This window comes from Sorangium sp. So ce836, assembly GCF_028553905.1.
GTDB lineage: Bacteria > Myxococcota_A > Polyangia > Polyangiales > Polyangiaceae > Sorangium > Sorangium cellulosum_D.
On record NZ_CP102233.1, the window covers coordinates 11,174,174 to 11,196,160 of the forward strand.

The 21,987-nt window shown below is 73.3% G+C and carries 17 protein-coding genes; 10 read left to right on the forward strand and 7 right to left on the reverse strand.

From position 1 onward, the window contains the following. Positions 1-132: 132 nt before the first annotated feature. From NQZ70_RS40720 to NQZ70_RS40740, 5 genes are all read left to right on the forward strand, one after another. Positions 133-681: an HIT domain-containing protein gene (locus tag NQZ70_RS40720; protein ID WP_129579027.1), complete on the forward strand. Its 549-nt coding sequence runs from the start codon at positions 133-135 to the stop codon at positions 679-681. After that, the gene (locus NQZ70_RS40725; RefSeq protein WP_129579028.1) at positions 678-2,144 is read left to right on the forward strand and encodes an AI-2E family transporter; all 1,467 of its coding nucleotides are present in this window, start codon (positions 678-680) and stop codon (positions 2,142-2,144) included. The genes NQZ70_RS40720 and NQZ70_RS40725 overlap by 4 nt, the downstream gene beginning before the upstream one ends. Positions 2,145-2,444: 300 nt before the next feature. Then, positions 2,445-3,392, forward strand: a complete 948-nt coding sequence (locus NQZ70_RS40730; RefSeq protein WP_129579029.1) for a hypothetical protein — start codon at positions 2,445-2,447, stop codon at positions 3,390-3,392. 87 nt (positions 3,393-3,479) lie between these two features. Continuing rightward, the gene (locus NQZ70_RS40735) at positions 3,480-4,421 is read left to right on the forward strand and encodes a hypothetical protein (RefSeq protein WP_237244503.1); all 942 of its coding nucleotides are present in this window, start codon (positions 3,480-3,482) and stop codon (positions 4,419-4,421) included. Positions 4,422-4,556: 135 nt separating this feature from the next. Further along, complete coding sequence (locus NQZ70_RS40740) at positions 4,557-4,982, forward strand: HIT family protein (protein WP_129579031.1); 426 nt, start codon at positions 4,557-4,559, stop codon at positions 4,980-4,982. A gap of 213 nt (positions 4,983-5,195) precedes the next feature. Here NQZ70_RS40740 and NQZ70_RS40745 read toward each other — a convergent pair whose 3' ends face one another. Continuing rightward, positions 5,196-5,381: a hypothetical protein gene (locus NQZ70_RS40745; protein WP_129579032.1), complete on the reverse strand. Its 186-nt coding sequence runs from the start codon at positions 5,379-5,381 to the stop codon at positions 5,196-5,198. A 260-nt stretch (positions 5,382-5,641) separates the two neighbouring features. Here NQZ70_RS40745 and NQZ70_RS40750 point away from each other — a divergent pair, with 260 nt between their 5' ends. The 4 genes from NQZ70_RS40750 to NQZ70_RS40765 all read left to right on the forward strand — a co-directional run bounded on the left by NQZ70_RS40750 (position 5,642) and on the right by NQZ70_RS40765 (position 10,658). Beyond that, positions 5,642-6,310, forward strand: a complete 669-nt coding sequence (locus NQZ70_RS40750) for a carbonic anhydrase (RefSeq protein WP_129579033.1) — start codon at positions 5,642-5,644, stop codon at positions 6,308-6,310. A 49-nt stretch (positions 6,311-6,359) separates the two neighbouring features. Further along, positions 6,360-7,973: a SulP family inorganic anion transporter gene (locus tag NQZ70_RS40755; protein ID WP_237244504.1), complete on the forward strand. Its 1,614-nt coding sequence runs from the start codon at positions 6,360-6,362 to the stop codon at positions 7,971-7,973. A 286-nt stretch (positions 7,974-8,259) separates the two neighbouring features. Continuing rightward, positions 8,260-9,858: an FAD-binding oxidoreductase gene (locus NQZ70_RS40760; RefSeq protein WP_237244505.1), complete on the forward strand. Its 1,599-nt coding sequence runs from the start codon at positions 8,260-8,262 to the stop codon at positions 9,856-9,858. A 197-nt stretch (positions 9,859-10,055) separates the two neighbouring features. Continuing rightward, positions 10,056-10,658, forward strand: a complete 603-nt coding sequence (locus tag NQZ70_RS40765; RefSeq protein WP_129579035.1) for a PDZ domain-containing protein — start codon at positions 10,056-10,058, stop codon at positions 10,656-10,658. A gap of 67 nt (positions 10,659-10,725) precedes the next feature. On the opposite strand, the gene NQZ70_RS40770 is transcribed toward NQZ70_RS40765, so the two are convergent. The 5 genes from NQZ70_RS40770 to NQZ70_RS40790 form a co-directional block, all read right to left on the reverse strand. Next, a complete protein-coding gene (locus NQZ70_RS40770) occupies positions 10,726-11,661 on the reverse strand; it encodes an alpha/beta hydrolase (protein WP_129579036.1) in 936 nt (311 codons plus the stop codon). A gap of 78 nt (positions 11,662-11,739) precedes the next feature. Next, positions 11,740-12,810, reverse strand: coding sequence for a kelch repeat-containing protein (locus NQZ70_RS40775; protein WP_165374414.1), 1,071 nt, complete (start codon positions 12,808-12,810; stop codon positions 11,740-11,742). A gap of 459 nt (positions 12,811-13,269) precedes the next feature. Next, on the reverse strand, positions 13,270-14,232 hold the full coding sequence (locus tag NQZ70_RS40780; RefSeq protein ID WP_237244506.1) for a tetratricopeptide repeat protein: 963 nt from the start codon (positions 14,230-14,232) through the stop codon (positions 13,270-13,272). Then, complete coding sequence (locus tag NQZ70_RS40785; RefSeq protein WP_129579039.1) at positions 14,229-15,146, reverse strand: hypothetical protein; 918 nt, start codon at positions 15,144-15,146, stop codon at positions 14,229-14,231. The genes NQZ70_RS40780 and NQZ70_RS40785 overlap by 4 nt, the downstream gene beginning before the upstream one ends. A 7-nt stretch (positions 15,147-15,153) precedes the next feature. Then, positions 15,154-16,986 (reverse strand): serine/threonine-protein kinase, encoded by a 1,833-nt coding sequence (locus tag NQZ70_RS40790; RefSeq protein ID WP_207217611.1) that lies wholly within the window; start codon positions 16,984-16,986, stop codon positions 15,154-15,156. 691 nt (positions 16,987-17,677) lie between these two features. On the opposite strand from NQZ70_RS40790, the gene NQZ70_RS40795 reads away from it, so the two are divergent. Then, positions 17,678-19,030 carry a sigma 54-interacting transcriptional regulator gene (locus tag NQZ70_RS40795; RefSeq protein ID WP_129579041.1) on the forward strand — a complete coding sequence of 451 codons (1,353 nt, stop codon included), beginning with the start codon at positions 17,678-17,680 and terminating at the stop codon, positions 19,028-19,030. A 45-nt stretch (positions 19,031-19,075) separates the two neighbouring features. On the opposite strand, the gene NQZ70_RS40800 is transcribed toward NQZ70_RS40795, so the two are convergent. Next, a complete protein-coding gene (locus tag NQZ70_RS40800; RefSeq protein WP_129579042.1) occupies positions 19,076-21,577 on the reverse strand; it encodes a glycoside hydrolase family 3 C-terminal domain-containing protein in 2,502 nt (833 codons plus the stop codon). Between the last annotated feature and the right edge of the window lie 410 nt (positions 21,578-21,987).

Below are 21,987 nucleotides of genomic sequence, written 5' to 3' on the forward strand. Positions count from 1 at the left end.
GCAATCCCCGAGTGAGCCGCGCGAGGACGGCGCGAGGCGCGAACGGCGATGATGACGATGGGGCGACGCGGCGGGCGCGAAGCACGGGCGGTGGTCCCGCGCGCGTGGCCGCCGTGCTAGCGTCTCCGCGACATGGGCAACCCCCTGTGGGCGCCCTGGCGCATCGAGTACATCCTTGCGCCGAAGGGCCAGTCCGACTGCATCTTCTGCGGCATCCCCCGCGCAACCCAGCAAGAACAGCGCGACCGGCTGGTCGTGACCGCGACCCGCCGCGCGTTCGTCATGCTGAACCGCTACCCGTTCGCCTCGGGGCACCTCCTCGTCGTCCCGCACGCGCACGTCGCCTCGCTCGACGCGCTCGAGCCGGCCGACCACGAGGCGCTCTTCCGCCTCGTGCGCGAGTCGGCGACCCGCCTGCGCTCCGCGCTCAGGTGCGAGGGCATGAACGTCGGCATCAACCTCGGCACCGCCGCGGGCGCCGGGATCGCCGAGCACCTGCACGTGCACATCGTGCCGCGCTGGCCGGGCGACACGAACTTCATGCCCGTGCTCGCCGACACGCGCGTCGTGCCGCAGGCGCTCGAGGCGACGCGCGACCACCTGCTCGGCTTCTTCGCCGACCTGCCCGCGTCGCTCGTCGACGACGGCGTCCCGGGCCCGGCCGCGCGCGAGGCGCCGTGAGCGAGGGGCCCTCGCGGCGCGTCGTGTTCCTGACGGTGAGCGCCGTCCTGACGGCGGCGCTGCTCATCGTCTCGCACGCGGTGCTGCTCCCCTTCGTGCTCGCGCTCGTCGTGGCCTACGTGCTCACGCCGGCGGTCCTCCGGCTCGAGCGCGCGCGCGTCCCGCGGTGGGCCGCGATCCTCGTCGTCTACGCCCTCGTGCTCTCCGGCGTCGCGAGCTTCTTCGCCCTCAGCGTCCCGCGGCTCGTCGTCGAGGGGAAGGCGCTCACCGCCGAGGCGCCGCGGCTCGCCGCGCGGCTCCGCGAGGAGTACCTGCCCGCGCTCGACGCGCGGCTCCGCCGCTGGTCCGGCCGCGAGCCGCCGGCGTCGCCCGAAGCGCCGCCCGCGCCGCACGACGTCGCTCCGGACCCGGCGCTCGACGACCTCGACGCGCCGCCCGGCGCGCTCGCCGCCGGGGAGGATGGCCCCGAGCGTTCGCCTGTCCGCATCGTCCCCGGGCCGGACGGCTCCTTCGACGTGCGCATCGCCGAGGACGTCGAGATCCGCGAGACCGGCGACGGCGTCTGGCAGATCGCGCCGGCGCGCCCGAAGCACCCGCTCTCGAGCGCGAACATGCTCCAGGAGGGCTACGAGAAGGCGGCCGCCTACCTCAAGGAGAACTCGCTCACGGTCCTGCGCATCGGCCAGGCCATCGCGACCGCGATCTCGCGCGGCATCTTCAACCTCTTCATGACGTTGATGCTCGCGGGGTACATCATCCTGACGCACGAGAAGATCCTGCGCTTCTTCCGCGAGCTCTGGCATCCGAGCTCGCGCGACTCGTTCGATCGCTTCCTGCGCCGGCTCGACCGGGGGCTGTCCGGCGTCGTGCGCGGGCAGCTCCTCATCTGCCTCGTGAACGGCGTCCTCTCCGCGATCGGCTTCTGGCTCTTCGACCTCAAGTACTGGCCGATCCTCTCGGTCCTCGCGGCGGTGATGTCGCTGATCCCGATCTTCGGCTCGATCTTGAGCTCGATCCCTGCGGTCGTCATCGGCCTCACGCAGTCGTTCGGCACGGCGGTCGGCGTGCTCGCGTGGATCGTGGGCATCCACCAGCTCGAGGCGAACTTCCTGAACCCGAAGATCATCGGCGACTCGGCGAAGATCCATCCGGTGCTCGTGGTGCTCGCGTTGCTCATCGGCGAGCACTTCTTCCAGATCACCGGCGCGCTCTTCGCGGTCCCGTGCCTGTCGATCGCGCAGACGGTCTTCCTTCACTTCCGCGAGTCCACGCTCGGCCTCGCCGACCCCACGGCCTCGATCCCGCCGACGCGCGGCGCCGCGCTCGTCGCCCCCTCGATAGAGCCGCTCCCGCCGCTGCGCGGCTTCGAGACCGTCCGCCCTGCGGTCACCCCGCTCCCCGCCTCCGCCCCCGAGGGCGACCCCCCCGCGCGCCCCGGCGACCCCGACGCCGCCGCGAGCTGACGCCTCCCAAGCTCGTCCCCCACCCTTGCGACGACCGTAGGCCCCCGGGGAGGGGGGGCGTCGCGCGGGGCGCGCACGGGCTGGTGTCTGAGCCCAATTGACGCCCTGTGTCTGGCGTGCGCAGCACGCCGGGCACAGGGCGTCCCCGGCGAGTTCAGCCCGTGCGCGCCCCGCGCGACGCCCCCCTCCCCGGGGGCCGGGCAGCTCGTCCGCCCGCCTCCGCTGGCCGCTCTCCCGCAGGCCGGCTATGAGACCCCGCGCCCCGCGGAGGCGCAACATCCGCCAGATCCACGACCTTCGATGAAGACCCCCGGCAAACCCACCCCGAAGAAGCAGAGCCCCAAGCAGCAGCGCGAGCAGGCCATCGCCGCGCTCCGCAGCGGAAAGCCGCCGGCCGACCCCCTCTCCCAGCTGAACCCGCGCTCGCTCGCCCTCCGCGTCGGCATCCCGGCGCTCATCGTCTGGGCCATCGCCCTGGCGATCCCCGGGGTCTGGCCGAAGGTGACCGCCGGCGTCCTGACGGTCGTGGTCGCGGGCGTCATCCTGTGGGCGCTGCGCTTCGCGACCAAGACGCGCGCCGTCGCGCAGATCGTGCAGACCGCCGACTCCGCCGAGGCGCGCAAGGACGCGATCGCCAAGCTCGACACGGAGTTCAAGAAGGACGACGCGGCCGCGACGTTCGCGAAGGCGCAGCTCCAGATGCAGGAGGACCCGCGCGCCGCGCTCCGGACGCTCGAGACCATCAACCTCGACAAGGTGATGGCGCCCATGGCCGACGAGGCGCGCGCGCAGCGCGGCATGATCCACCTCATCCTGAGCGAGACGGACGAGGCGCGGGCGCTCGTCGACAAGATCGACATGACCCGCCACAAGGAGCCGAGGATCCGCGCCATGATGGCCGCCATCGTCGGCGAGGCGTGGGCCCGCACCGGGCAGGCCACGAAGGCCGTCGAGCTGCTCGAGACGTTCGACCCGAACGACGACGCGTTCGCCGAGCTCAAGCCGCAGCTGCTCCGCTCGCGGGCGTTCGCCTACGCGTGGGCGAACAACACGAAGCAGATGAAGAGCACGCTCCGGAGCCTGAGCGCGCTCAACCCGCAGTACCTGAGCGGGTTCATCACGAAGAAGAAGAGCCCCATGGGCGTCCCGCCGCGCGGCGTGCACCCGATGCTCGAGAAGGAGGCGTTCGAGATGCTGATGCGCTCCGGCGCCGTCCCGCGCAAGATGCAGCAGGTGCGGCGCGGCTGAGCGCGCCCGGCCGCGGCCGCCCGCGCCCGCGCGCAGCGCGCGCCCCCTTGACGCAGGGCGCGCCGAGCCGCTGAGATGCGCGGCCTGATGAGAGGGACCGCGCTGATCTACAGCTCGCACAGCCGCTGCAACGTCATCCACAACGACTACATCGCGCAGCGCGCCCTCCGCGGGCGGGACAACAAGCGCGTCCTGTTCCTGCCGATGTCGGAGGCGCCCCGCGACGGCGACGAGCGCGAGCGGCAGGAGTTCTCGTACGAGAGCTTCCGCTGGTTCTTCCAGTTCTACGAGCGGTTCGGCCTCGAGCACGTGCCGTTCTACTGGACCAGCCACCTGCGGCGGGAGGACGTCGACGTGCTCTGGCACCTCCTCGGGTCGTCCGAGGTGGTGATCCTCGGCGGCGGCTACAGCACGACGGGGCTCTCTCGCTACAAGCAGCTCGGCGCCCTGTTCGAGGGGGAGCCCGGCAAGTTCGGGCGCATCCTGCACGAGCGCCGGCAGCGGGGCCTGCTCACGGTCGGGTTCTCCGCCGGGGCCGACCAGCTCTGCCAGCACCTCTTCCGCCGCGTGTGGGACAGCCCGGGCGACAACGACGGGTTCGGCCTCGCGCGCAACACGCTCGTGACGCTCCACCACGAGCCGAGCCGCAACGGCGACCTCTGGCACGCGGCGAGGCGCATGCCGCACTGCTTCGTGTTCGGGCTCCCGAACGACGCCGGGCTCAACGTCGACTGGGGCGTGCTCCCGTCCGGCAACCTCTGGCAGGTCTACGAGCTCATCGTCGACACGACCTGGGACCATCCGGCCGACGCCCTGCACGTGAAGACGCGGCAGGGGGCGCTCATCGATCACTTCGACAACACGGGCCGCCACTGGGCGTTCCACGGCGGCGACCACATCGTGCGGATCACGTCGCAGGACGGCCGCTACGACCGGGCCTGGATGACGGCCGGCGGGAGGCTCCTCGACTACTGGACGCGCGAGCCCGCCGGTCACGGGTCGATCGAGGAGATCCTCGCGAGCCACTGATCGGGGCGGCCGCACGCCGCGCCGCGCCCCCGCGGGCCTTCGCCCGCCCCCGCGGGCCCTCGCCCGCCCCCGCGCTTCGCCGCGGGCCGGCGTTGACGCCCGGCAGGCGGCGCGGCATCGCTCCGGGAGGCCGCCATGCCCGCTCGACCTTGCGCCTTCTGCAGCATCGCCCGGGGCGAAACGCCGGCCTACGTCGTCCTCGACGAGCCGGAGGCGATCGCGTTCCTGGACTACCGCCCGCTCTTCCCCGGCCACTGCCTGCTCATCCCGCGCGCCCATCACGAGGTGCTCACCGACCTTCCGTCCGAGCTCGTCGGACCGCTCTTCGCGACCGCGCAGCGCCTCGCGCGCGCCGTGGAGTCGGCGTGCTCAGCCGACGGCTTCTTCGTCGCCATCAACAACCGCGTCAGTCAGAGCGTCCCCCACTTGCACGTCCATGTGGTCCCGCGCCGTCGGAAGGACGGTCTCAAGGGCTTCTTCTGGCCGCGTCACAAATATGCGGGTGAGCACGAGATGGTCGCCCTGCGCGACGCCATCGTGACGGCGTTGGCTAACGGTTGAAACTCGTCGCTGTAACGGTTATCTGGACGGGGCGCCGGCCTGGCTCAGGAGCGAGGCATCCGTCCCCGACCGCGACACTTTGCCGCACATGGTATGGCCGCGTGGCGTCTTGCGACGAACCGGGCCCGCTGCCAGGTTAGGGAATAGACGGCGTTCGACCCTGGTTCCAACGGCCGACGCTCTATCCATCCCTGAACGATGCTGGTTCTCCGGTCATTCCTCCCTCGGATCGCGCTGCTCTTCGCGCTGATCCTCGCGCCGCTTACGCTGGTGCGGGGGAATATCAGCATCATCGAAGCCAGCAACTCCGATGTTTCGGGGATGTTTCGAACCGGATCCGCCGAGATCGACCAGGTTGATCTCGCTGGACTGCAGCCGTCGATCCGTGCCGGTGCCCACCGGCTTCGCGCTATGCGCTCGGTGCCCGGCGACGGCGCGAGGCGTCCTCGCGCCGCCCTCGTGGCCGATCTCCGGCCCGCCCGCATCTCCTCCCCCGTCCCCCACCCTCCCGTCCGTCGCCCTCCACCACGTTTCCTGAATTGATCGGCTAGCTCCGTGGCCGAGGCCGCTCGCGGCCTGGCGCGGAGGAGCTGGAAACCGGAGGTGTTCACGACGACTGCCGCGCCGGATCGGCGCGGTCAACGAGAGGGTTTGTTCAAATGCAGAAGCTCGCTGACGGGTTGCACAAGTTCCAGACGGATATCTGCGGCTCGTATCAGGATCTCTTTCAGCACCTGGCGAGGGGTCAGCGCCCCGAGGCGCTGTTCATCACGTGCTCGGACAGCCGGATCAACCCGAACCTGATCACGCAGACCCAGCCGGGCGACATCTTCATCGTGCGCAACGTCGGCAACATCGTGCCGCCGTACGGCGCGAGCAACGGCAGCGAGGCCGCGGCGATCGAGTTCGCGGTCGCGCACCTCGGGATCAAGCACGTCATCGTCTGCGGCCACACGCACTGCGGCGCGATGCGCGGGCTGCTCGATCCCAACGGCCTGGAGGAGCTGCCGGCGGTCAAGTCGTGGCTCCAGCACGCGGAGCTGACGCGCCGCCTGGTGCAGGAGAACTATCCGCACATCGAGGGGGAGAACCGCCTGACGATCACGGTCGAGGAGAACGTCCTCGCCCAGATCGAGAACCTCCGCACCCACCCGACGATCCGCGCGCGGCTCGCGCGCGGCGAGCTCTCGCTCTACGCCTGGGTCTACAAGATCGAGACCGGTCAGGTCTTCCAGTTCGAGCATTCCAGCGGCCAGTTCGCGCCCATCTGCGAGGCGGCGCCCCCGTCCGCGCTGCCGGAGACCGCGGTCTACCGGCGCGCGGGCTGAGCGCCTCACTGGCACTGACCCAAGACTCACTGGAAGAGAGGGCCTTTCGATGGAGCTTCAAAATGCCATTCAAGTCAGCGCCGGGTCGGAGCACATGGGTGCCCGCGCCGCCGGCGCAGAAGGCGCAGCCGCGCCCCGGGCGGAGGCGCACGGGGACAGCGCGCCGCCGCTGGATCCGCGCCTCAGCGCGAACCTCAAGTACGACATCCCCGCGGGCGTCGTCGTCTTTCTCGTCGCCCTGCCGCTCTGCCTGGGCATCGCGCTCGCGTCCGGGGCCCCCCTCCTGTCCGGCATCGTCGCCGGGATCGTGGGCGGCCTCGTCATCCCGCTGATCAGCCGCTCTCAGCTCAGCGTGAGCGGCCCGGCGGCGGGGCTCGCGGCCATCGTGCTCGCGGGCATCACCAGCCTGCAGAGCTTCCAGACGTTCGCGCTGGCGGTGGTCATCGGCGGCGCCCTCCAGCTCGCGCTCGGCGTGCTCAAGGCCGGCGCGATCAGCCACTTCTTCCCCTCCTCGGTCATCAAGGGGATGCTCGCGGCCATCGGCGTCCTGCTCATCCTGAAGCAGCTGCCGCACGCCGTCGGCTTCGACAAGGACAACTTCGCCTCCGAGTCGTTCAAGGCCGAGGGCGGCAACACCTTCACGATGCTGGCGCAGGCGCCGCAGGCGATCGAGTGGGGCGCGTTCCTCATCAGCGCCGTCTGCCTGGCCATCCTCGTCGGGTGGGAGAAGTCGCGCCTCGCGAAGATCTCCTGGCTGCCCGCGCCGCTCGCGGCCGTGCTCGTGGCCACGCTCGGCAACGAGCTCTTCAAGGTGGCGGCCCCGTCGCTCGCCCTCGAGCAGAAGCACCTCGTGACGCTGCCCACCGGCGACCTGGCCAGCGCGCTCCAGCTGCCGGACTGGTCCGCGATCCTGCGGCCCGAGGTCTGGGTGCTGGGCGTGACGCTGGCGATCGTGGCCAGCCTCGAGACGCTGCTCAACCTGGAGGCCGTGGACCGGATCGACCCGTGGCACCGCAAGTCGCCGCCGAACCGGGAGCTCGTCGCGCAGGGCGTCGCGAACATGCTCTCCGGGTTCGCCGGGGGTCTCCCGGTCACGTCGGTCATCGTCCGCAGCAGCGCCAACACGAACGCCGGCGCGCGCACGCGGGTCTCCGCCTTCGCGCACGGCGCGCTGCTGCTGCTCGCGGTGGTCTTCGCCGCAGGGCTGCTCTCGCACATCCCGCTCGCGTGCCTCGCGACGATCCTGCTCGTCACCGGCTACAAGCTGGCCAAGCCCGCGATCTTCGCGGAGATGCGCAAGCTCGGCTGGAACCACTTCATCCCGTTCGTCGTGACGATCGTGGCCATCGTGCTGACCGATCTCCTGAAGGGCATCGCGATCGGCCTCGCGGTCGGCGTCCTCTTCGTGCTGAGGACGCAGATGTCCCGCGTGTTCGACGTGATCCACGAGGGGGCGCGCGTGACGATCCGGTTCAACAAGGCGGCCTACTTCTTCACCCAGGGCAAGCTCGTGGCGCTGTTCGAGCGGCTGCCGAGCGACACCCACGTGGTGGTCGACGCCCAGGGGGCGTCCTACGTCGACCACGACGTCGCGGAGCTCATCCGCCGCTTCCAGCAGACCGCGGCCCGGCGGAATATCCACGTCGAGATCCGCGGGTTATAGAGCGACGCTCACCCGCTGCGGATACGGGTCCACCTCGACGTTTTCGGTGCTCGGCGTACGAGAGTACGCCTCCGCGCCGAAAACGCCGATCTGGGCCCGTCTCCTATGCGGGTGAGCGTCACTCTTTGTCTGCTGCGCCAGAGTCGGGCGGGGACCGCTGGAGCGCAGCGGGGGGCGTGAATTTGCCCGCCTGGCCGGTTTCGAGCGACGCTGCGCGCATGCGCCCAGCCCTCGAGACGGTCGACACGATGGACGAGATCCCCCTCCCGCCCTCCTCGGGTTGATCGTGGTCGCTCGATTCGTCAGCGGATCGCCCGGGCGAGCCGCGCGAGGGGCCGGGGACGCTGGACTCGCCTACGTCGGGGGCGCGCCGCCGCCGCCGAGGCTCGATGAGATCCCTCGAAAGCCGCTCTGCCTGCTCCAGGGCTACAGCGGGCTGCACCAGTCGTGCGGAGACCTGTACACGCCGGCGTCGATCGAGGAGCTCCGGGTGCTGTTCCGCATGGCGAAGCGGACGGGGCGCAGGATCACGTTCCGCGCCGGGGGGCAGTCGTTCGATGGGCAGGCGCTGAACGACGACATCGTGATCTCGATGACGCGCTTCACCTCCATCGAGATCGACGAGGAGGGGGCGCGGGTGACCGTGGGCGCCGGCGCCACGTGGGGAGCGATCGTGCGTGAGCTCGCCGCCCGCGGGCTCGTGCCGTACACCGTGGTCTCGACGAGCCACGCCACCGCGGGAGGCACGGTCTCCGGAGACTGCCTCTCTCGCTTTTCAGGCACCGGCGGCAAGGAAGGACATTATGTCGAGCGGCTGACGCTCCTCACCCTCGACGGGGAGCTGCTCTCCCTCGGCCGCGACGACGGGACGAGCGCGCTGTTCCACGCGGTGATCGGCGGCCTCGGCTACCTCGGCGCGGTGATCGACGTCACGTACCGCGTCGCGCGCGTCGCGGCGGCGGGGACCCCGATCCGGGTCGTCACCGAGGCGACGCGCTGCGGATCGCTCGAGGAGCTCGCCGCGACGCTGCTCCCGCGCGCCGAGCAGCTCCTGCCCGAAGAGGGAGGGAGCGCGGCCGAGGACGGGTGGATCCCCGAGGCGCTCTTCTCCATCGCCTTCCAGACCCTCGAAGGCAGCAGGAGCATGGTCCTGCGGTCGCGGTACGTCGCGGGGACGTCCCACGCGCTCCGCCCGCTGCTGAACCATCGCCGCAACTACCCGCTCCGCGTCCCGATCGAGTGGCTGATGCGCGCGTCCGTCGTGAGCCGGGCCGTCTGGACGATCATCGACCGCTTCGTCTTCGACGTCTCGCGCCCGAACGTCGACGAGCTCATGGGCTATCTGTTCTTCATGGATGGCAATGTGCTCGCGAACCGCATCGGGCAGGCCCTCGGCGCGCCGATGATCACGGCGCAGCAGACCTTCATGATCCCCTACGACCCGGGCGCCCGGGAGGACAGCCTGCGGCGGCTCGCCGGCTTCCTGAGCAGGATCGACGAGATCGCGACCCGAGACGGAACCCCGCCGCTGCTGCTCGACGTGCTCCACATCCAGGGCGACAAGTTCCTCCTCTCGGCGAACCACGGGACGGACGGGTTCGCGGTCACGGTCGCGTTCACGGGCAGCGATGAGGAGAGCGTGCACCGCATCCGCCTGCGGCTCACCGAGCTCAGCGCGCACAGCCTCGAGATCGGCGGCCGGGTCTACCTGGTCAAGAACGTCCACGCGACAGCGGAGCACCTCCAGGCGATGTACGCGCACGCGCTCCCGGAGTTCGTCCGGCTGAAGCAGCTCGTCGACCCCGACGGGCTCCTGCGCAACGAGTTCCTCGAGCGGGTGTTCCCCGCGCACTTCGTCCCGGCGCCACGGCTCGCCCGCGCGTGATCGCGGCGCGCCGGAGGTGAACCTCCTCCCTGCGTTCCAGCATCGGCCCGGATAGCGGCGGAGAATCGCTGGTGGGGATCTTGCATCGTAGGAGTCAGGAGGCGGGGGGGCGCCGAGGGGCCATGCATGCAAGTCAGCAGCGGGATCGACCGTTCCGTGCGCGCGACGCGTGCGGGTGGGCTCGGCGGCTCTCGGGCATGCTCACCCCGCTGGTCCCGCTCGCGGTCGCCGCGTGCCGCGGCGACTGTCCGCGCGTCGAGGCCACGCAGCCCGCAGACACCGCGCAGCCGCGCGCTGACGCCGCGCAGCCGCGCGCTGACGCCGCGCAGCCGCGCGCAGACGCCGCGCAGCCGCGCGCTGACGCCGCGCAGCCGCGCGCAAACGCCCCGCGCCCCGACGCCGCGCAGCCGCGCGCAGGCGCGTCGGCGAGCCCGGCGGAGACCGCGCGACGGGAGCAGCCGTCGAGCCCCGCGTCCACGGCGACCGTCGTCCCGGCGCCGTGGTACCTCACGATCCAGCCGACCGCAGGCGACGGCGTGAGGATCGCGAGCATGGATATCCGCAGCTTCACGTCCCCCCTGCTGGAGCCGGGCGACGTCATCCTCGCCGTCGACGGGCGGCCGGTCCACTCGATGGCGGGGCTGGAGAGCTACCTGCACGCCAGCGCGCCCGGGGACATGGTGGTGCTCACCGTGCTGCGCAACGAGACCACGATCGACTACGCGATGCTCCAGGTGCCGGCCGACGACGCGCCGGCGGCGGCCAGCGCAGCGGAGCAGGGCCGGCCCGGCGGCGGCTGACCGCGCCCTCGCCTCCCGCCGCGGGCGCGGTCGAGCGGCCCCCGCCGGACGGCGGCCTGCGCGTCCGTCAGCGCGCTCGAGCGCCGCGACCCCTGCCGGGCGCCGTGGCGCCGCCTCGCTTGCCGCTCAGGAAGGCGAACGCCTGGTCGACCTGATCGTCGGTCATCGCGTGCCCCGCGCGGGGCTTGGCGAGCGACCTCGAAGGCCACTTCAGCCGGCGGAGCATCTTCGCGAGCGCGACCTGGTCCCGGTGCGCCGGGTCCTTGCCGCCCCAGCCGACGAAGATCGGCGGGCGCGCCTTGGTCTGCGCGCCCGCCCGCTCCAGGTAGCGCGCGCCCGAGCCGCCCGCGAACGCCGCGTAGCCGTCGACCGGCAGCCGCCCGCGCATCGCCAGCGACGTCGCGTAGTACGCGCCGTTCGAGAAGCCGAACACGAGCACCCGCTCGAAGCGCCCGCCCGCGCGCCGCTCGAGCTCCGCGCGCGCCGCGTCCCACTCGGCGAGCAGCGCGTCCTCGTGGGCCGCCTGCGCCGCGGTGGCGGTCGGCCAGCACCACCAGTCTTCCATCGTCTTCGGCCCGATCCCCCTGCGGCCGCGCGGCATCATCACGGCGACGCCGTGCCGCGCGCCGGCCCGCGCCGCGCCCCGCTGTTGCGCCCACTGCCACCCTGAATCGGGCTGAACGACGCCGTGCAGGAAGATCACGAGCACGCGGGGGCCCGGCGCTGCTTCGGCCGGCAGGAAGGCGCACACCTCGCCGGGCAGCGCGGCGAGCTCCGGCGCGCACCACCGCGCCGCCGCCGCGGCCTGCGGCGACGCAGGTGCGTCCGCCGGGGGCGCGGCCTGCGAGGGCGCGGTCTGCGAGGGCGCGGTCTGCGAGGGCGCGGTCTGCGAGGGCGCAGGCGCGTCCGCCGCAGGCTGGTCGGCGCCGTCGCCGCTGGCCGAAGCGGGCGCGCCCGTGGCCAGGAGCGCGGCCAGGGACAGCACCATCGCGAGCGAGCGCATGAGCGCGCAGTACCATGTCCGCGCCGCCGCCGGGTAGCGCGGCGCGCCCGCCGCCGGCGTGGCGGTCTCCTGCCCCGCTCAGGGATCGAACGAATAGACGTCGCGGTTCCAGAGCTGACCGGGGCCCACGCCGCCGTCACACGCGAAATCCCACCCCGAGAACAGGTACATGGTGCCGTTCACCTCCGCGGCGACATGTCGCTTGAGCCTGACCAGCGGATCGCCGCCCGGCGACAGCTTGGTCCACTTCCGCTGGATCGGGCTGTACCGCCAGAGCTCCTCGACGGGGTTCTGCTCGAACGGCGCGCCGCACCCCGACGAGCCGCCCGACACGTCGCCGCCTTGCAGGTACAGGTCCCAGCCGATGACCGCCGCGGCGCCGTAGTTGCGCGGCGGCGTGATGTCGCGCCGCGCGCGCGGCGTCACCTCGGTCCACCGGCGGGTGCGCAGGTCGAACTCCCAGGTATCGTCCAGCATCTCGAAGCCAGCGGCGCCCATCGTCTCGCCGCCGTACAGCGTCAGCTTGCCCCGGATCGGCGCCGTCCCCGCCATCGCCTCGTGCCGGCCGCGCGGCGAGCCGGGAGCGCCGGCCGGCACGAGCTCCTTCCACCGGTTCGACGCCAGATCGTACGCCCAGAGATCGTTCATGAACTCGAAGGCGCTGGTCACTCCGCCGAAAACATACAGCTTCCCGCCGGCGAACCAGACGTTCGGGCGGGATCGGCCGACCGGCCCGGCGTTCGCGGGGTGGATCTCGACCCAGGCGTCCGCGTCGGCGTCGTAAGCCCAGAGATCGTCGTAGGCCACGAAATCGGAGAAGTCGGGGCTGTACGTCGCCCCGCCGAACACGAGCATGACGCCATTGCACTCGTCGGCCGCCGCGCCGGCGAACACGCGCGGCGGCGGCAGGTCCCCCGCCGGATCGAGGAGCTCCCAGGCATCGAGCGCGGTGTCGAATCGATAGAGATCGTTGTAGAAGGTGTTCTCGAAGGTCGAGAAGTCGTCTTTCATGCCGCCGAACAGGTAAACGGCGTCGCCGATCGCGGCGACCGCGGGGGTCGAGCGCTCCGTCGGCGCCGGACCGGACGTGACCCGCTGGGTCCACGTGCCGGAAGCCCAGGCTTCGGCTGCGAACAGAACGACCGTCATCGCCGCCAGCGCGACGACGAGGGGCCGCGACGGCTTGCGCGCACGAGCTGCGTCAGGAGCCAGGCCGCCCGGGCGCTCCCCATGGACGGAATGGGACACGCCCTGTGCCAGGAAATTCCTCATACCCCCTACCCTCCAGCGGCGAGTCCGCTCGATGGCACACCGCTCGAAACATTCGCGCCGCGGCCGCTGATTCGATCTCGCCGAGGACAGGCTACGGAGATCGATCGCACAAAACAAGAATCGAGCACCGCCCGTCGAATGCGCCGCCGAGGGGCCGGACAATGGTTTGCGCACGATTCCGACGCTCGGGCATTGCGCCGGCGATGGCCTGCGGACGAGCGCGCCAGGGACGCGTCTTCTGGCGTGAGAAGAAGAGGGGGAAACTACAGAGGCACAGCGGGCACAGAGCAAGGAAGAGAGAAGAGCGAGCGGCCCCGCGGCGCGGGGCGATGCGGATCAGAGCCGCATTTCGACGCCCGCGCCCGACGCGCCCAGCCACGGGGTCACGGAGCCCGCCCTGGGGGGGCTCGGCGCTGATTCGTTGAGCAGCAAGTAGAGCCCGACGCCCACGGTCGCGATGCCGACGCCGCCGAGCACGTCGCCGACGATCCCCTTGGCCCGCGCCGAGCTCGCGTCCGAGCCCGTGCCCGATCGCGCGTCGCCCGCCTGCTTCAAGCCGGCGAGGCCGAGGACGGCGCCCCCGGCGAAGAGCGCGCCGCCCACGCCCATCATCACGACCGGGAGCGTCCGGCTCGGCCCCTCGGAAGCGTCGGCCAGGGGAGGCAGACCCCCCGCGGCAGCCGAGGGCCGCGAGGCCTCGGCGGCGGACGGCGCGAGCGCGAGCGGGACCTCGACCGAGCCGCCGGCGGCGACGCGGAACCGGGCCGCCGCGGCGCGGTACCCCGGAGCGCTCGCCACGACCTCGTGGTCGCCCGGGTCGAGCTCGAGCACCTGGCCCGGCGCCGCGCGCACCGGCTTGCCGTCCAGGGCCAGGGCCAGCCCGTCGACCTTGCCCGGCTCGATGGCGAGGGTCGCCCGGCCGACGCGCTTCTCGAGTGTTGCCACGGCCTCGCGCGCCGGACCGACGTAGGGCTCGGTCGTCGGCGTCGCCGGCTCCGCCAGGAAGGCGCGAAAGCTGGCGAGCGCGTCGACGAGGCGCCCGGTCTCCTTCTGCGCGACGCCGAGGCTGTACCGCGTGAGGGGCGTCGCCTTGATCTCCAGCGACCGGGCGTACAGCGCCCGCGCCTCCTCCCACCGCCCCTCCCGGGCGAACTTCGCCCCCTGGACGAACAGCACGCGCGCCGCAGTCACGTCCCCCGTGCCCTGCGCCGCCGCGGGGAGCGGGGCTGCGGCGAGGAGCAGCGCCGCGGCGACAGAGGCGAGCGTCCGCCCGGATCGCGCAGGAGAACGCGCCCTCATCGACACTCCCCCTGCTGGCAGTCCGTGCCGTCCGGACATCGGTTGTCGCAAGCGCCGCAGTGATTGTCGTTGTTCCATAGGTTGGTCTCGCAATGGTGCGCCGCGTCCCCGTCGCAATCGGCGAAATGGCCATTGCAGTGCGCTTCGCCGCCCGAGCTGCCGCTGCTCGCGCCGCCTCCCTCGCCGCTCCCGCTGCTCGCGCCGCCAGCGCCGCTGCCGGTCCCGCTGCTCGCACCATCGCCGCCGCTGCTCGCACCGCCGCCGCCGCTCGGGCCCGGGCCGCCGCCGCTCGGGCCCGGGCCGCCGCTGCTTTCGCTCGGGCCGCCGCCGCTCGGGCCCGGGCCGCTCCCGCTGCTTTCGCCCGGGCCGCTCCCGCTGCTTTCGCCCGGGCCGCTCCCGCTGCTTGCGCCCGGGCCGCTCCCGCTGCTTGCGCCCGCGCCGCTCCCGCTGCTTGCGCCCGGGCCGCTCCCGCTGCTTGCGCCCGCGCCGCTCCCGCTGCTCGCACCATCGCCGCCGCTGCTTGCGCCCGCGCCGCTCCCGCTGCTTGCGCCCGCGCCGCCGCCGCCGCTCGCGCCCGCGCCGCCGCCGCCGCTCGCGCCCGCGCCGCTCCCGCTGCTCGCGCTCTCGCCGCCGCCGCTCGCGCTGCTCGTCGCGCCCTCGGGACCGCCGGTGCTCCCGACGCCGCTCGCGCTCGTGCCGCTGCTCCTGCTGAGATCGCCACCGCCGCTCCCGTCGTCGGCCTGATCCTCCCGCCCCGCAGCGTCCTCGGCCGCTTCGTCCTTGTCGGACAGCTCGGCGCCGATGAGCGCGGAGCAGCCGCCCGCTCCAAGCGGGGCCGCAGCGAGCGCGAGCAGCAGGAGCAGCAGGTCGCCCGAGGCGCGAATGGCGCGGAACTTCACCCCACGATTGCGCATGATCACCTCAGAAATCGGGCGCCGCCGGCAGCGGCATGGCCGTGGACGCAGGCGCCGGACGCGGCGGCTCGGTCCGCTGCGCGCGCGGCTCGGCCCGCTGCGCGCGCGGCTCGGGCCGCTGCGGGCGCGCCTCGGGCCGCTGCGGGCGCGCCTCGGGCCGCTGCGGGCGCGCCTCGGGCCCCTGCGCGCGCGGCTCGCCCCGCTGCGGGAGCGCCTCGACGCGCTGGACGGGCAGCTCGGCCGGCGCCGAGGACGGCGCGATCTCGTCCCACGGATCGGCCGGCTCGCCCCAAGGATCGTCCGGATCGTCCCACGGATCGGCCGGCTCGGCCGGCTGCGCGGGCGGCTTGCCTGCCGGCGCGCCCCGCGCGGCCGCGTCGATGGCGCTCGCGCGCGGCCCCCCGCCCTCGGCAGGCACGACGTCGGCCGGAGGCGCGGCCGGGGTCGTTCCCGGCAGCGCCAAGGCAGCGCCCGGCTCGAGGACCGGCGCTGCGGCCGCGACCGCCGGCCGCGCGGCGCCCGCGCTTCCGCCCCGCAGGCTCAGACCCATCACGACGACCACCGGCGCGACGAAGGCGGCGAGCACCCCGACCAGCAGCGCCTTCTGGAGCCGCAGCGGGGGCGCGAGCCCCATCGGCGCGCCGCGCAGGGCCTCGGGCATCCTGATGGTGCCGCCCCGGCGCCCGGCAGGCGTGGCCGCCGCGGCCGGCGACGCGACAAGCGTCTTCCCCGCGCCGGGCAGGCGCGGCGCCGCCTTCGGCCCGGACACGGCGCCGGCGACGCCGGTCGTCGCCAACACCGGAGCGGGCCGCTCCGCGGTGAGCGGCGACTCCGGCCCCCGCGCGAGCCACTGGTGCGCGAGCGACGTGCCCGCCACGTCCGCCGTGACCCCGCGCTCGACGGCCCAGGACGCCAGCGCGCGGCCCAGCGACCGCATGTTGGGCCACCGCTCGGCCGGCGACTTGGCCAGACCCCGGCGGAGGATCGACCAGAGCTCCTCGTCGCCGGCGCCGAGCTGCGTCGTCGGCGCCGGCTCCTTGCTGAAGATGGCCGAGATCACCGCGCCGAGGCTCTCCCCGGTGAACGGCCGCTGCCCGGTGATGAGCTCGTACAGCACCACGCTGAACGCCCAGACGTCCGTCTGCTCCCCGACCTCCAGCTGGCCGTCGGCCTGCTCCGGCGACATGTACTCGGGGCTGCCGACGATCATCCCCCGTTGCGTGATCGCGGGGCTCACCGCGTTGGCCAGCTTGGCAATGCCGAAATCGACCACCTTCGGGACATGGCCGCCCGCCCCGTCGGGCACGACGAGGATATTGGCAGGCTTGATGTCGCGATGAACGATGCTCTGCGCGTGCGCCGCCGCGAGGGCGCACGCCACCGGCAAGAGCATCTGGACCGCCTGCTCCGCCGGCATCCGGCCGTTCGCCTCCAGCCAGTTCGAGAGCGACGTGCCCTCGAGGAGCTCCATCACCAGGAACGGCTCGCCCGAGTCGGTCTCGCCGAAATCGAACACGCGCACGATCGCCGGGTGCCCGAGCCTCGCCGTCGCGCGCGCCTCCCGGAGCAGGCGCTCTGCGGCGTGCGCGTCGAACTGCTCCTCGTGGAGCACCTTGATCGCCACGTCGACGTCGAGCCACAAGCTGCGCGCCCGCCACACGGTGCCCATGCCGCCGGCGCCCAGCCGGCCCACGATCTGGTACTTGCCGGCGAGGACCTCGCCCACGGCGCGCTCCCGCGTCGGCAGCCCGCGGACGCAGGACGAGACACCCCCCGTGCTCGCATCGCCTCTTCTGGCGAACGCTCTGCTCTGGCCGGGGACTCGGTGCTCGCCGTTCATGGGTCGACATCCACGAAAGCAAGCGGCGAACCATCCCCCGTTCCCCGGCCTCAGCCTTCGCTGCATCGACGAAATCCCCGGCCAATGCCCCCTCGCCCGCGCCCCCGGCGGCGAGCTCGGCCCTCGGCCGCGACCTTTCGCGGCAAATAAAGCAAGAATCCTTATTTTTCGCGGGGAATCGGCCACGCGCATCGGTCACGCTGGGGCAATTTGCACCGGAACATTGCAAGAGGGAGCGAGGCCCCCTGCCCGGCCATCTCCAGGGCTTCGATCCCGGGATCATCGACTCGATCCCCGCGACAGCGCGCTGCCCGCGACTCCTCATCACCGGCAACCGGGCAGGCCCCCCGCCGGCGCACGTCAAAGCGCCGGCGCGGGAGCAGCCTCCACGACGGCCTCATCAAGAAGATTCCTATGCTGTTGGACGCCCCGCCCCGGGGCCGCTCCTCGGTGGGGAGAGCGCTGCGCTGTCGGACGACGTGCCCTGTGGGCGCTCTCCGGTAGGAAGGGCTCTACGCTGTCGGACAACGTGTCCCGAGGACGATTCCCATCAGGAGGTTCCTCATCGCTGCGGGTCCGCGCTACACTCGACGGCGACGTGGTGTCCACCACTGCACCCAGGACAACCCTGGACGACTCGCTCGGAACGGCCTCGGAACGCCTGCGTTCCAGGAGGCCGACGCCTGGGCTGGTGCTCGTCTTCTCCGTGGATTGCCCTCGCTGCGACGTCCTCCCGCTCAAGGACGGCGAGCTCGAGCTCGGGCGCGGCGAGGTCGGAGGCGTCCCCCTCGACGACCTGAGGATGTCGCGCAGACACGCGCGCGTGCGCTGGAACCAGGGCCAGTGGGAGGTCGAAGACCTCGATAGCCGGAACGGAACGTCGCTCGACGGCGTCCCGCTGACCGGGGCGCGCGCGGGCGGCGAGCTGCGCATCGTGCGCACCGGCTCGTCGGTGTTCGTGATCCAGGCCGACGTGGAGCCGTTCCGGGCGGGGATCTCCACGGCCGGGGGCACGATCCTCGGGCCGACCCTCGCCCGCGCGTGGGACGCGATCGATCGCGCGGCGCGCTTCGGGACCGCGCTGCACATCACCGGCGAGAGCGGGACCGGCAAGGAGCACGCGGCGCGCGCCTTCCACGCCCTCGGCCCGCGCCGCGGAGGGCCGTTCGTCCCCGTGAACTGCGCCGCCATCCCCGACGGCCTCGCCGAGCGGCTGCTCTTCGGCGCGCGCAGGGGGGCGTATTCGGGCGCCGCGGCCGACTCCGAGGGGTACGTGCAAGCCGCCCAGGGCGGGGTCCTCTTCCTCGACGAGGTGGCCGAGCTCGATCTCGGGGTGCAGGCGAAGCTCCTCCGCGCGCTCGAGGCGAAGGAGGTGATCCCGCTCGGCGCCTCGCGGCCCGTGCAGGTGGACTTCGCGCTCGTGTCGGCGACCCACAAGGACCTGCGCGCGCAGGTGGCCGCAGGGAAGCTCCGCGAGGATCTCTTCTTCCGCATCGCGCAGCCGGCGGTCCGCATCCCGCGGCTGCACGAGCGGCCCGAGGAGGTCCCGTGGCTCGTGGACGCGGCGCTGCGGAGCGCGGGCGCCGCCGTCGAGCGCGGCAACGCGGGCGCGCCGCCCGTGGCCCACGCGTCGCTCATCGAGGCGTGCCTCGTGCGGGCGTGGCCCGGAAACGTGCGGGAGCTGATGGCCGAGATCCGCGCGGCGGCGCAGGAGGCGCAGATCGAGAAGAGCGCGGTGGTCCAGGCGCGGCACCTGTCGCCCTCGGCGGGGCAAGCCTTCGCCCCGGCGCAGACGGGCAGCTCGGAGCACCCCTCGGACCGGGGCCGGCGGTCGTCGCTGCCCCCGGCCGGCGAGCGGCCGGCGCGGCGGGCGGCGTCGCTGCCCGCCGACGAGGTCATCGAGGAGGTGCTGCGCCGCGAGGGCGGGAACGTGGCGCGCACGGCCCGCGCGCTGGGCGTGCACCGGACCCAGCTCCGCCGCTGGCTCGGCCGGCGCTCGACGACCGACGAGATCGCCGGCGACGACGACGACGCGGAGGGGTGATCCGCGGGCGTCCCGGCGCCGGGGCCGGCGCCGGGCGGCGCGCGCTCAGGCGTCCACGTTCACCGCGGTCTGCCGCGTCAGGGCGGTGGCCGAGCGCCCCGCGTGCAGCGTGAACACGCCGGGCTCGACCTGCCAGCGGCCCGCCGCCCAGTGCGCGAAGGCCCGCGGCTCGACGGTGACGGCGACCTCGACCGTCTGATCGGGCTCGGCCTCGACGGAGGCGAAGCCGGCCAGCCAGAGCACGGGGCGCTCGACCTCGGAGCCCGGCCGCGACAGGTAGAGCTGGATCACGTGGCGACCGCGGCGGGGCCCGACGTTGCGCACCTGCACCCGCGCCTCGACCGCCTCGCCCGCGGCGACGCTCGGCGGCGCGTCGATCCCGAGGATCTCCCAGCGCGTGTAGCCCAGGCCGTGCCCGAACGGGTAGGCCGGGGCGACGCCGGCGCGGGCCCACGCCCGGTACCCGATGTTCAGCCCCTCGGCGTAGATCAGCTTGCCGTTCTCGGGCTTCGTCGACAGCACGGGCACGTCCTCCTGGCGCGCCGGCCACGTCGTGGGCAGGCGGCCGCCGGGCTCCACGGCGCCGAGGAGCACGTCGGCGACGGCGCTCCCGAACTCCTGGCCCGGGAACCACGTGAGGAGCACCGCGGCCGCCTCGTCGCGCCAGGGCATGGCCACCGGCCCGCCCGAGTTCACCAGGACGACGGTCCGCGGGTTCACCGCCGCGACGGCGCTGATCAGCGCGTCCTGACGGCCGGGGAGCGCGAGCGTGCTCCGGTCGAAGCCCTCGCTCTCGATCGCCTCGGTGGTGCCGACGACAACGATCGCCACGTCGGACGAGCGCGCGAGCTCCACGGCGCGCGCGAGCTCCTCGTCGTCGGACGGCGCGGGCACCTCGACGCCGAGGGAGAACGCCACCGCGATCGCGCCCGGCTGGACCAAGTGCGTGAGGGCGAGGTCGAGCTCCTGGCCGGCGGCGAGGGACAGCTCGGCCGCCCGGTGCGGCGGGGCGAGCAGGGCCGCGGCGAGGTCGTCCTTGTCCGGCGCGATCGCCTCGTCGACGAGGACCTGCCCGCCGCCGGTGAGGCGGTAGGCGCCCACGCCGGCCACGCCGATCCGGTAACGGCCGGCCTCGGCGGCGCGGAACCGCGCCGTCACCTCGATGGTCGCGGCCCGCTTCGCGCGCTCGTCCCCGATGAACGTGAGGCGCCCCACGCCGCGATGCTCCTCGTGCACGACGTTGCCCTTCGCGTCGAGGAGCCGCACGCGCACGCCGTTCTCGCCGGTCGCGGGGTCGAGCACCTGGTCTCCGGCCACGGGCACGAGGCCTTCGTGGATGCGGGCGCCGACGGCGTGGAGCACCTCGGCGCGCTGGCCGAGCGCGGCGCGCAGCCCGTCGAGCGGCGAGACCGCGTAGTGCGGGTGCACGCTGGCGCTGCCGCCGCCCTGGATCCGGCCCTGCGCGGCGTTCGGGCCGATCACGGCGACGCGCCGGAGGCTGGCCGCGTCGAGGGGGAGCGCGTCGCCGTGGTTGCGCGCGAGCACCATGCCGGCCGCGGCGGTCTCGCGGGCGAGGCGGGCTGCCTCGGCGGCGGGGAGCTGGGCCGGCGCGGGCGCGGCCGGCGCGACGCCCTCGAGGGCGCCGACCCGGGCGGCGAGCCGGAGCAGGCGGCGGACCTTGTCGTCGATGGCCTGCTCGGGCACGGCGCCGCTCCGGACGGCGGCGACGAGCGCCTGGCCCCACGGCCCTTCCGGGCCTGGCATGGCGAGGTCCATGGCCGCGCGGCCCGCGGCCTCGGTGGAGCGGGTCGCGAACCAGTCCGAGACCACGACGCCGTCGAAGCCCCACTCGTCCTTGAGCGGCGAATCGAGCAGGGCGTTCTCGGTCATGGTGGTCCCGTTGACCGCGTTGTACGAGGCCATCACGAGCCACGCGCGCGCGCCGGCGATCATCCGCTCGAACGGCGCGAGGTAGAGCTCGCGCAGCGTGCGCTGGTCGACGCGGACGTCGACGGTGAACCGCTCGGTCTCGGAGTCGTTGGCGACGTAGTGCTTGGGGGTGGCGCCGACGCCGTGGGCCTGCAGCCCGCGGACGTAGGCCGCGCCGATCCGGCCGGTGAGCAGCGGATCCTCGGAGAAGCACTCGAAATGCCTGCCGCCGAGCGGGCTGCGGTGCAGGTTGACCGTCGGCCCCAGGACGACGTCGACGCCCTTGCGCCGCGCCTCGGAGGCCAGGAGGGCGCCGAGGCGCTCGATCAGGGCCTCGTCCCAGGTGGCGGCGAGGGCGGTGGCGGAGGGGAGGCTCACCGAGGGGTCGCGCTCGTCCCAGTGCTCGCCGCGCACGCCGACCGGGCCATCCGAGACGACCATGCGGCGCAGGCCGATGGAGGGTTCGGGGTAGGTGCTCCAGAAGTCGGCGCCCGTCAGCAGGCGGACCTTCTGCTCGAGCGACAGCGCGGCGAGGGCGTCCGCCACCCGCCGCTCGACGGCCTCGGGAGAGTGATCGATCTTCTGGGGATGAGCGGACTGCGAGTCGGCGACGGCCATGGACCCTCCTGGGAGCGCGGAGACGAAGCGCAGAGACGCCGCCCGCGGCGGCGAGCCAGAACGGTACGTAGAACATCAAGGAAACACCAGGTTCACAGGAGCGCCGCGACTGCGCGTGTTGGCGGGCATGCAGGGGCAGGCGCAGAGCCCGCCTGGGTGCGCGCAGGGCGGCTGGGGCAGGCGCGGGTGCCGCGGTGGTGCGAGCCCGCCCCACCGCGGCCTCTGCCGCTCCACGACGCTCGCGGTCGTGGGGGCGGCGGTCCGCCGCCTGGCCCCCTAAATCTTTGAAAGGACAGTGCTTTCATGTGACGACCGCCCGGCGAAAGAAAAGTTCGTCGGCGTGTCGATCCGGCCGTGGCTCGTTCGTCGCCACTTCAGAAGAACCGTGGTCAGAAGGGGCGCAGGCGATG

What these genes read in the sequence shown, in the direction of transcription:
- NQZ70_RS40735 (WP_237244503.1), top strand. Translation starts at nt 3,480, where the DNA reads ATGAGAGGGACCGCGCTGATCTACAGCTCGCACAGCCGCTGCAACGTC.
- NQZ70_RS40740 (WP_129579031.1), top strand. Translation starts at nt 4,557, where the DNA reads ATGCCCGCTCGACCTTGCGCCTTCTGCAGCATCGCCCGGGGCGAAACG.
- NQZ70_RS40720 (WP_129579027.1), top strand. Translation starts at nt 133, where the DNA reads ATGGGCAACCCCCTGTGGGCGCCCTGGCGCATCGAGTACATCCTTGCG.
- NQZ70_RS40750 (WP_129579033.1), top strand. Translation starts at nt 5,642, where the DNA reads ATGCAGAAGCTCGCTGACGGGTTGCACAAGTTCCAGACGGATATCTGC.
- NQZ70_RS40800 (WP_129579042.1), bottom strand. Translation starts at nt 21,577, where the DNA reads ATGGCCGTCGCCGACTCGCAGTCCGCTCATCCCCAGAAGATCGATCAC.
- NQZ70_RS40765 (WP_129579035.1), top strand. Translation starts at nt 10,056, where the DNA reads ATGCTCACCCCGCTGGTCCCGCTCGCGGTCGCCGCGTGCCGCGGCGAC.
- NQZ70_RS40790 (WP_207217611.1), bottom strand. Translation starts at nt 16,986, where the DNA reads ATGAACGGCGAGCACCGAGTCCCCGGCCAGAGCAGAGCGTTCGCCAGA.
- NQZ70_RS40770 (WP_129579036.1), bottom strand. Translation starts at nt 11,661, where the DNA reads ATGCGCTCGCTCGCGATGGTGCTGTCCCTGGCCGCGCTCCTGGCCACG.
- NQZ70_RS40785 (WP_129579039.1), bottom strand. Translation starts at nt 15,146, where the DNA reads ATGCGCAATCGTGGGGTGAAGTTCCGCGCCATTCGCGCCTCGGGCGAC.
- NQZ70_RS40755 (WP_237244504.1), top strand. Translation starts at nt 6,360, where the DNA reads ATGGAGCTTCAAAATGCCATTCAAGTCAGCGCCGGGTCGGAGCACATG.
- NQZ70_RS40775 (WP_165374414.1), bottom strand. Translation starts at nt 12,810, where the DNA reads ATGACGGTCGTTCTGTTCGCAGCCGAAGCCTGGGCTTCCGGCACGTGG.
- NQZ70_RS40780 (WP_237244506.1), bottom strand. Translation starts at nt 14,232, where the DNA reads ATGAGGGCGCGTTCTCCTGCGCGATCCGGGCGGACGCTCGCCTCTGTC.
- NQZ70_RS40730 (WP_129579029.1), top strand. Translation starts at nt 2,445, where the DNA reads ATGAAGACCCCCGGCAAACCCACCCCGAAGAAGCAGAGCCCCAAGCAG.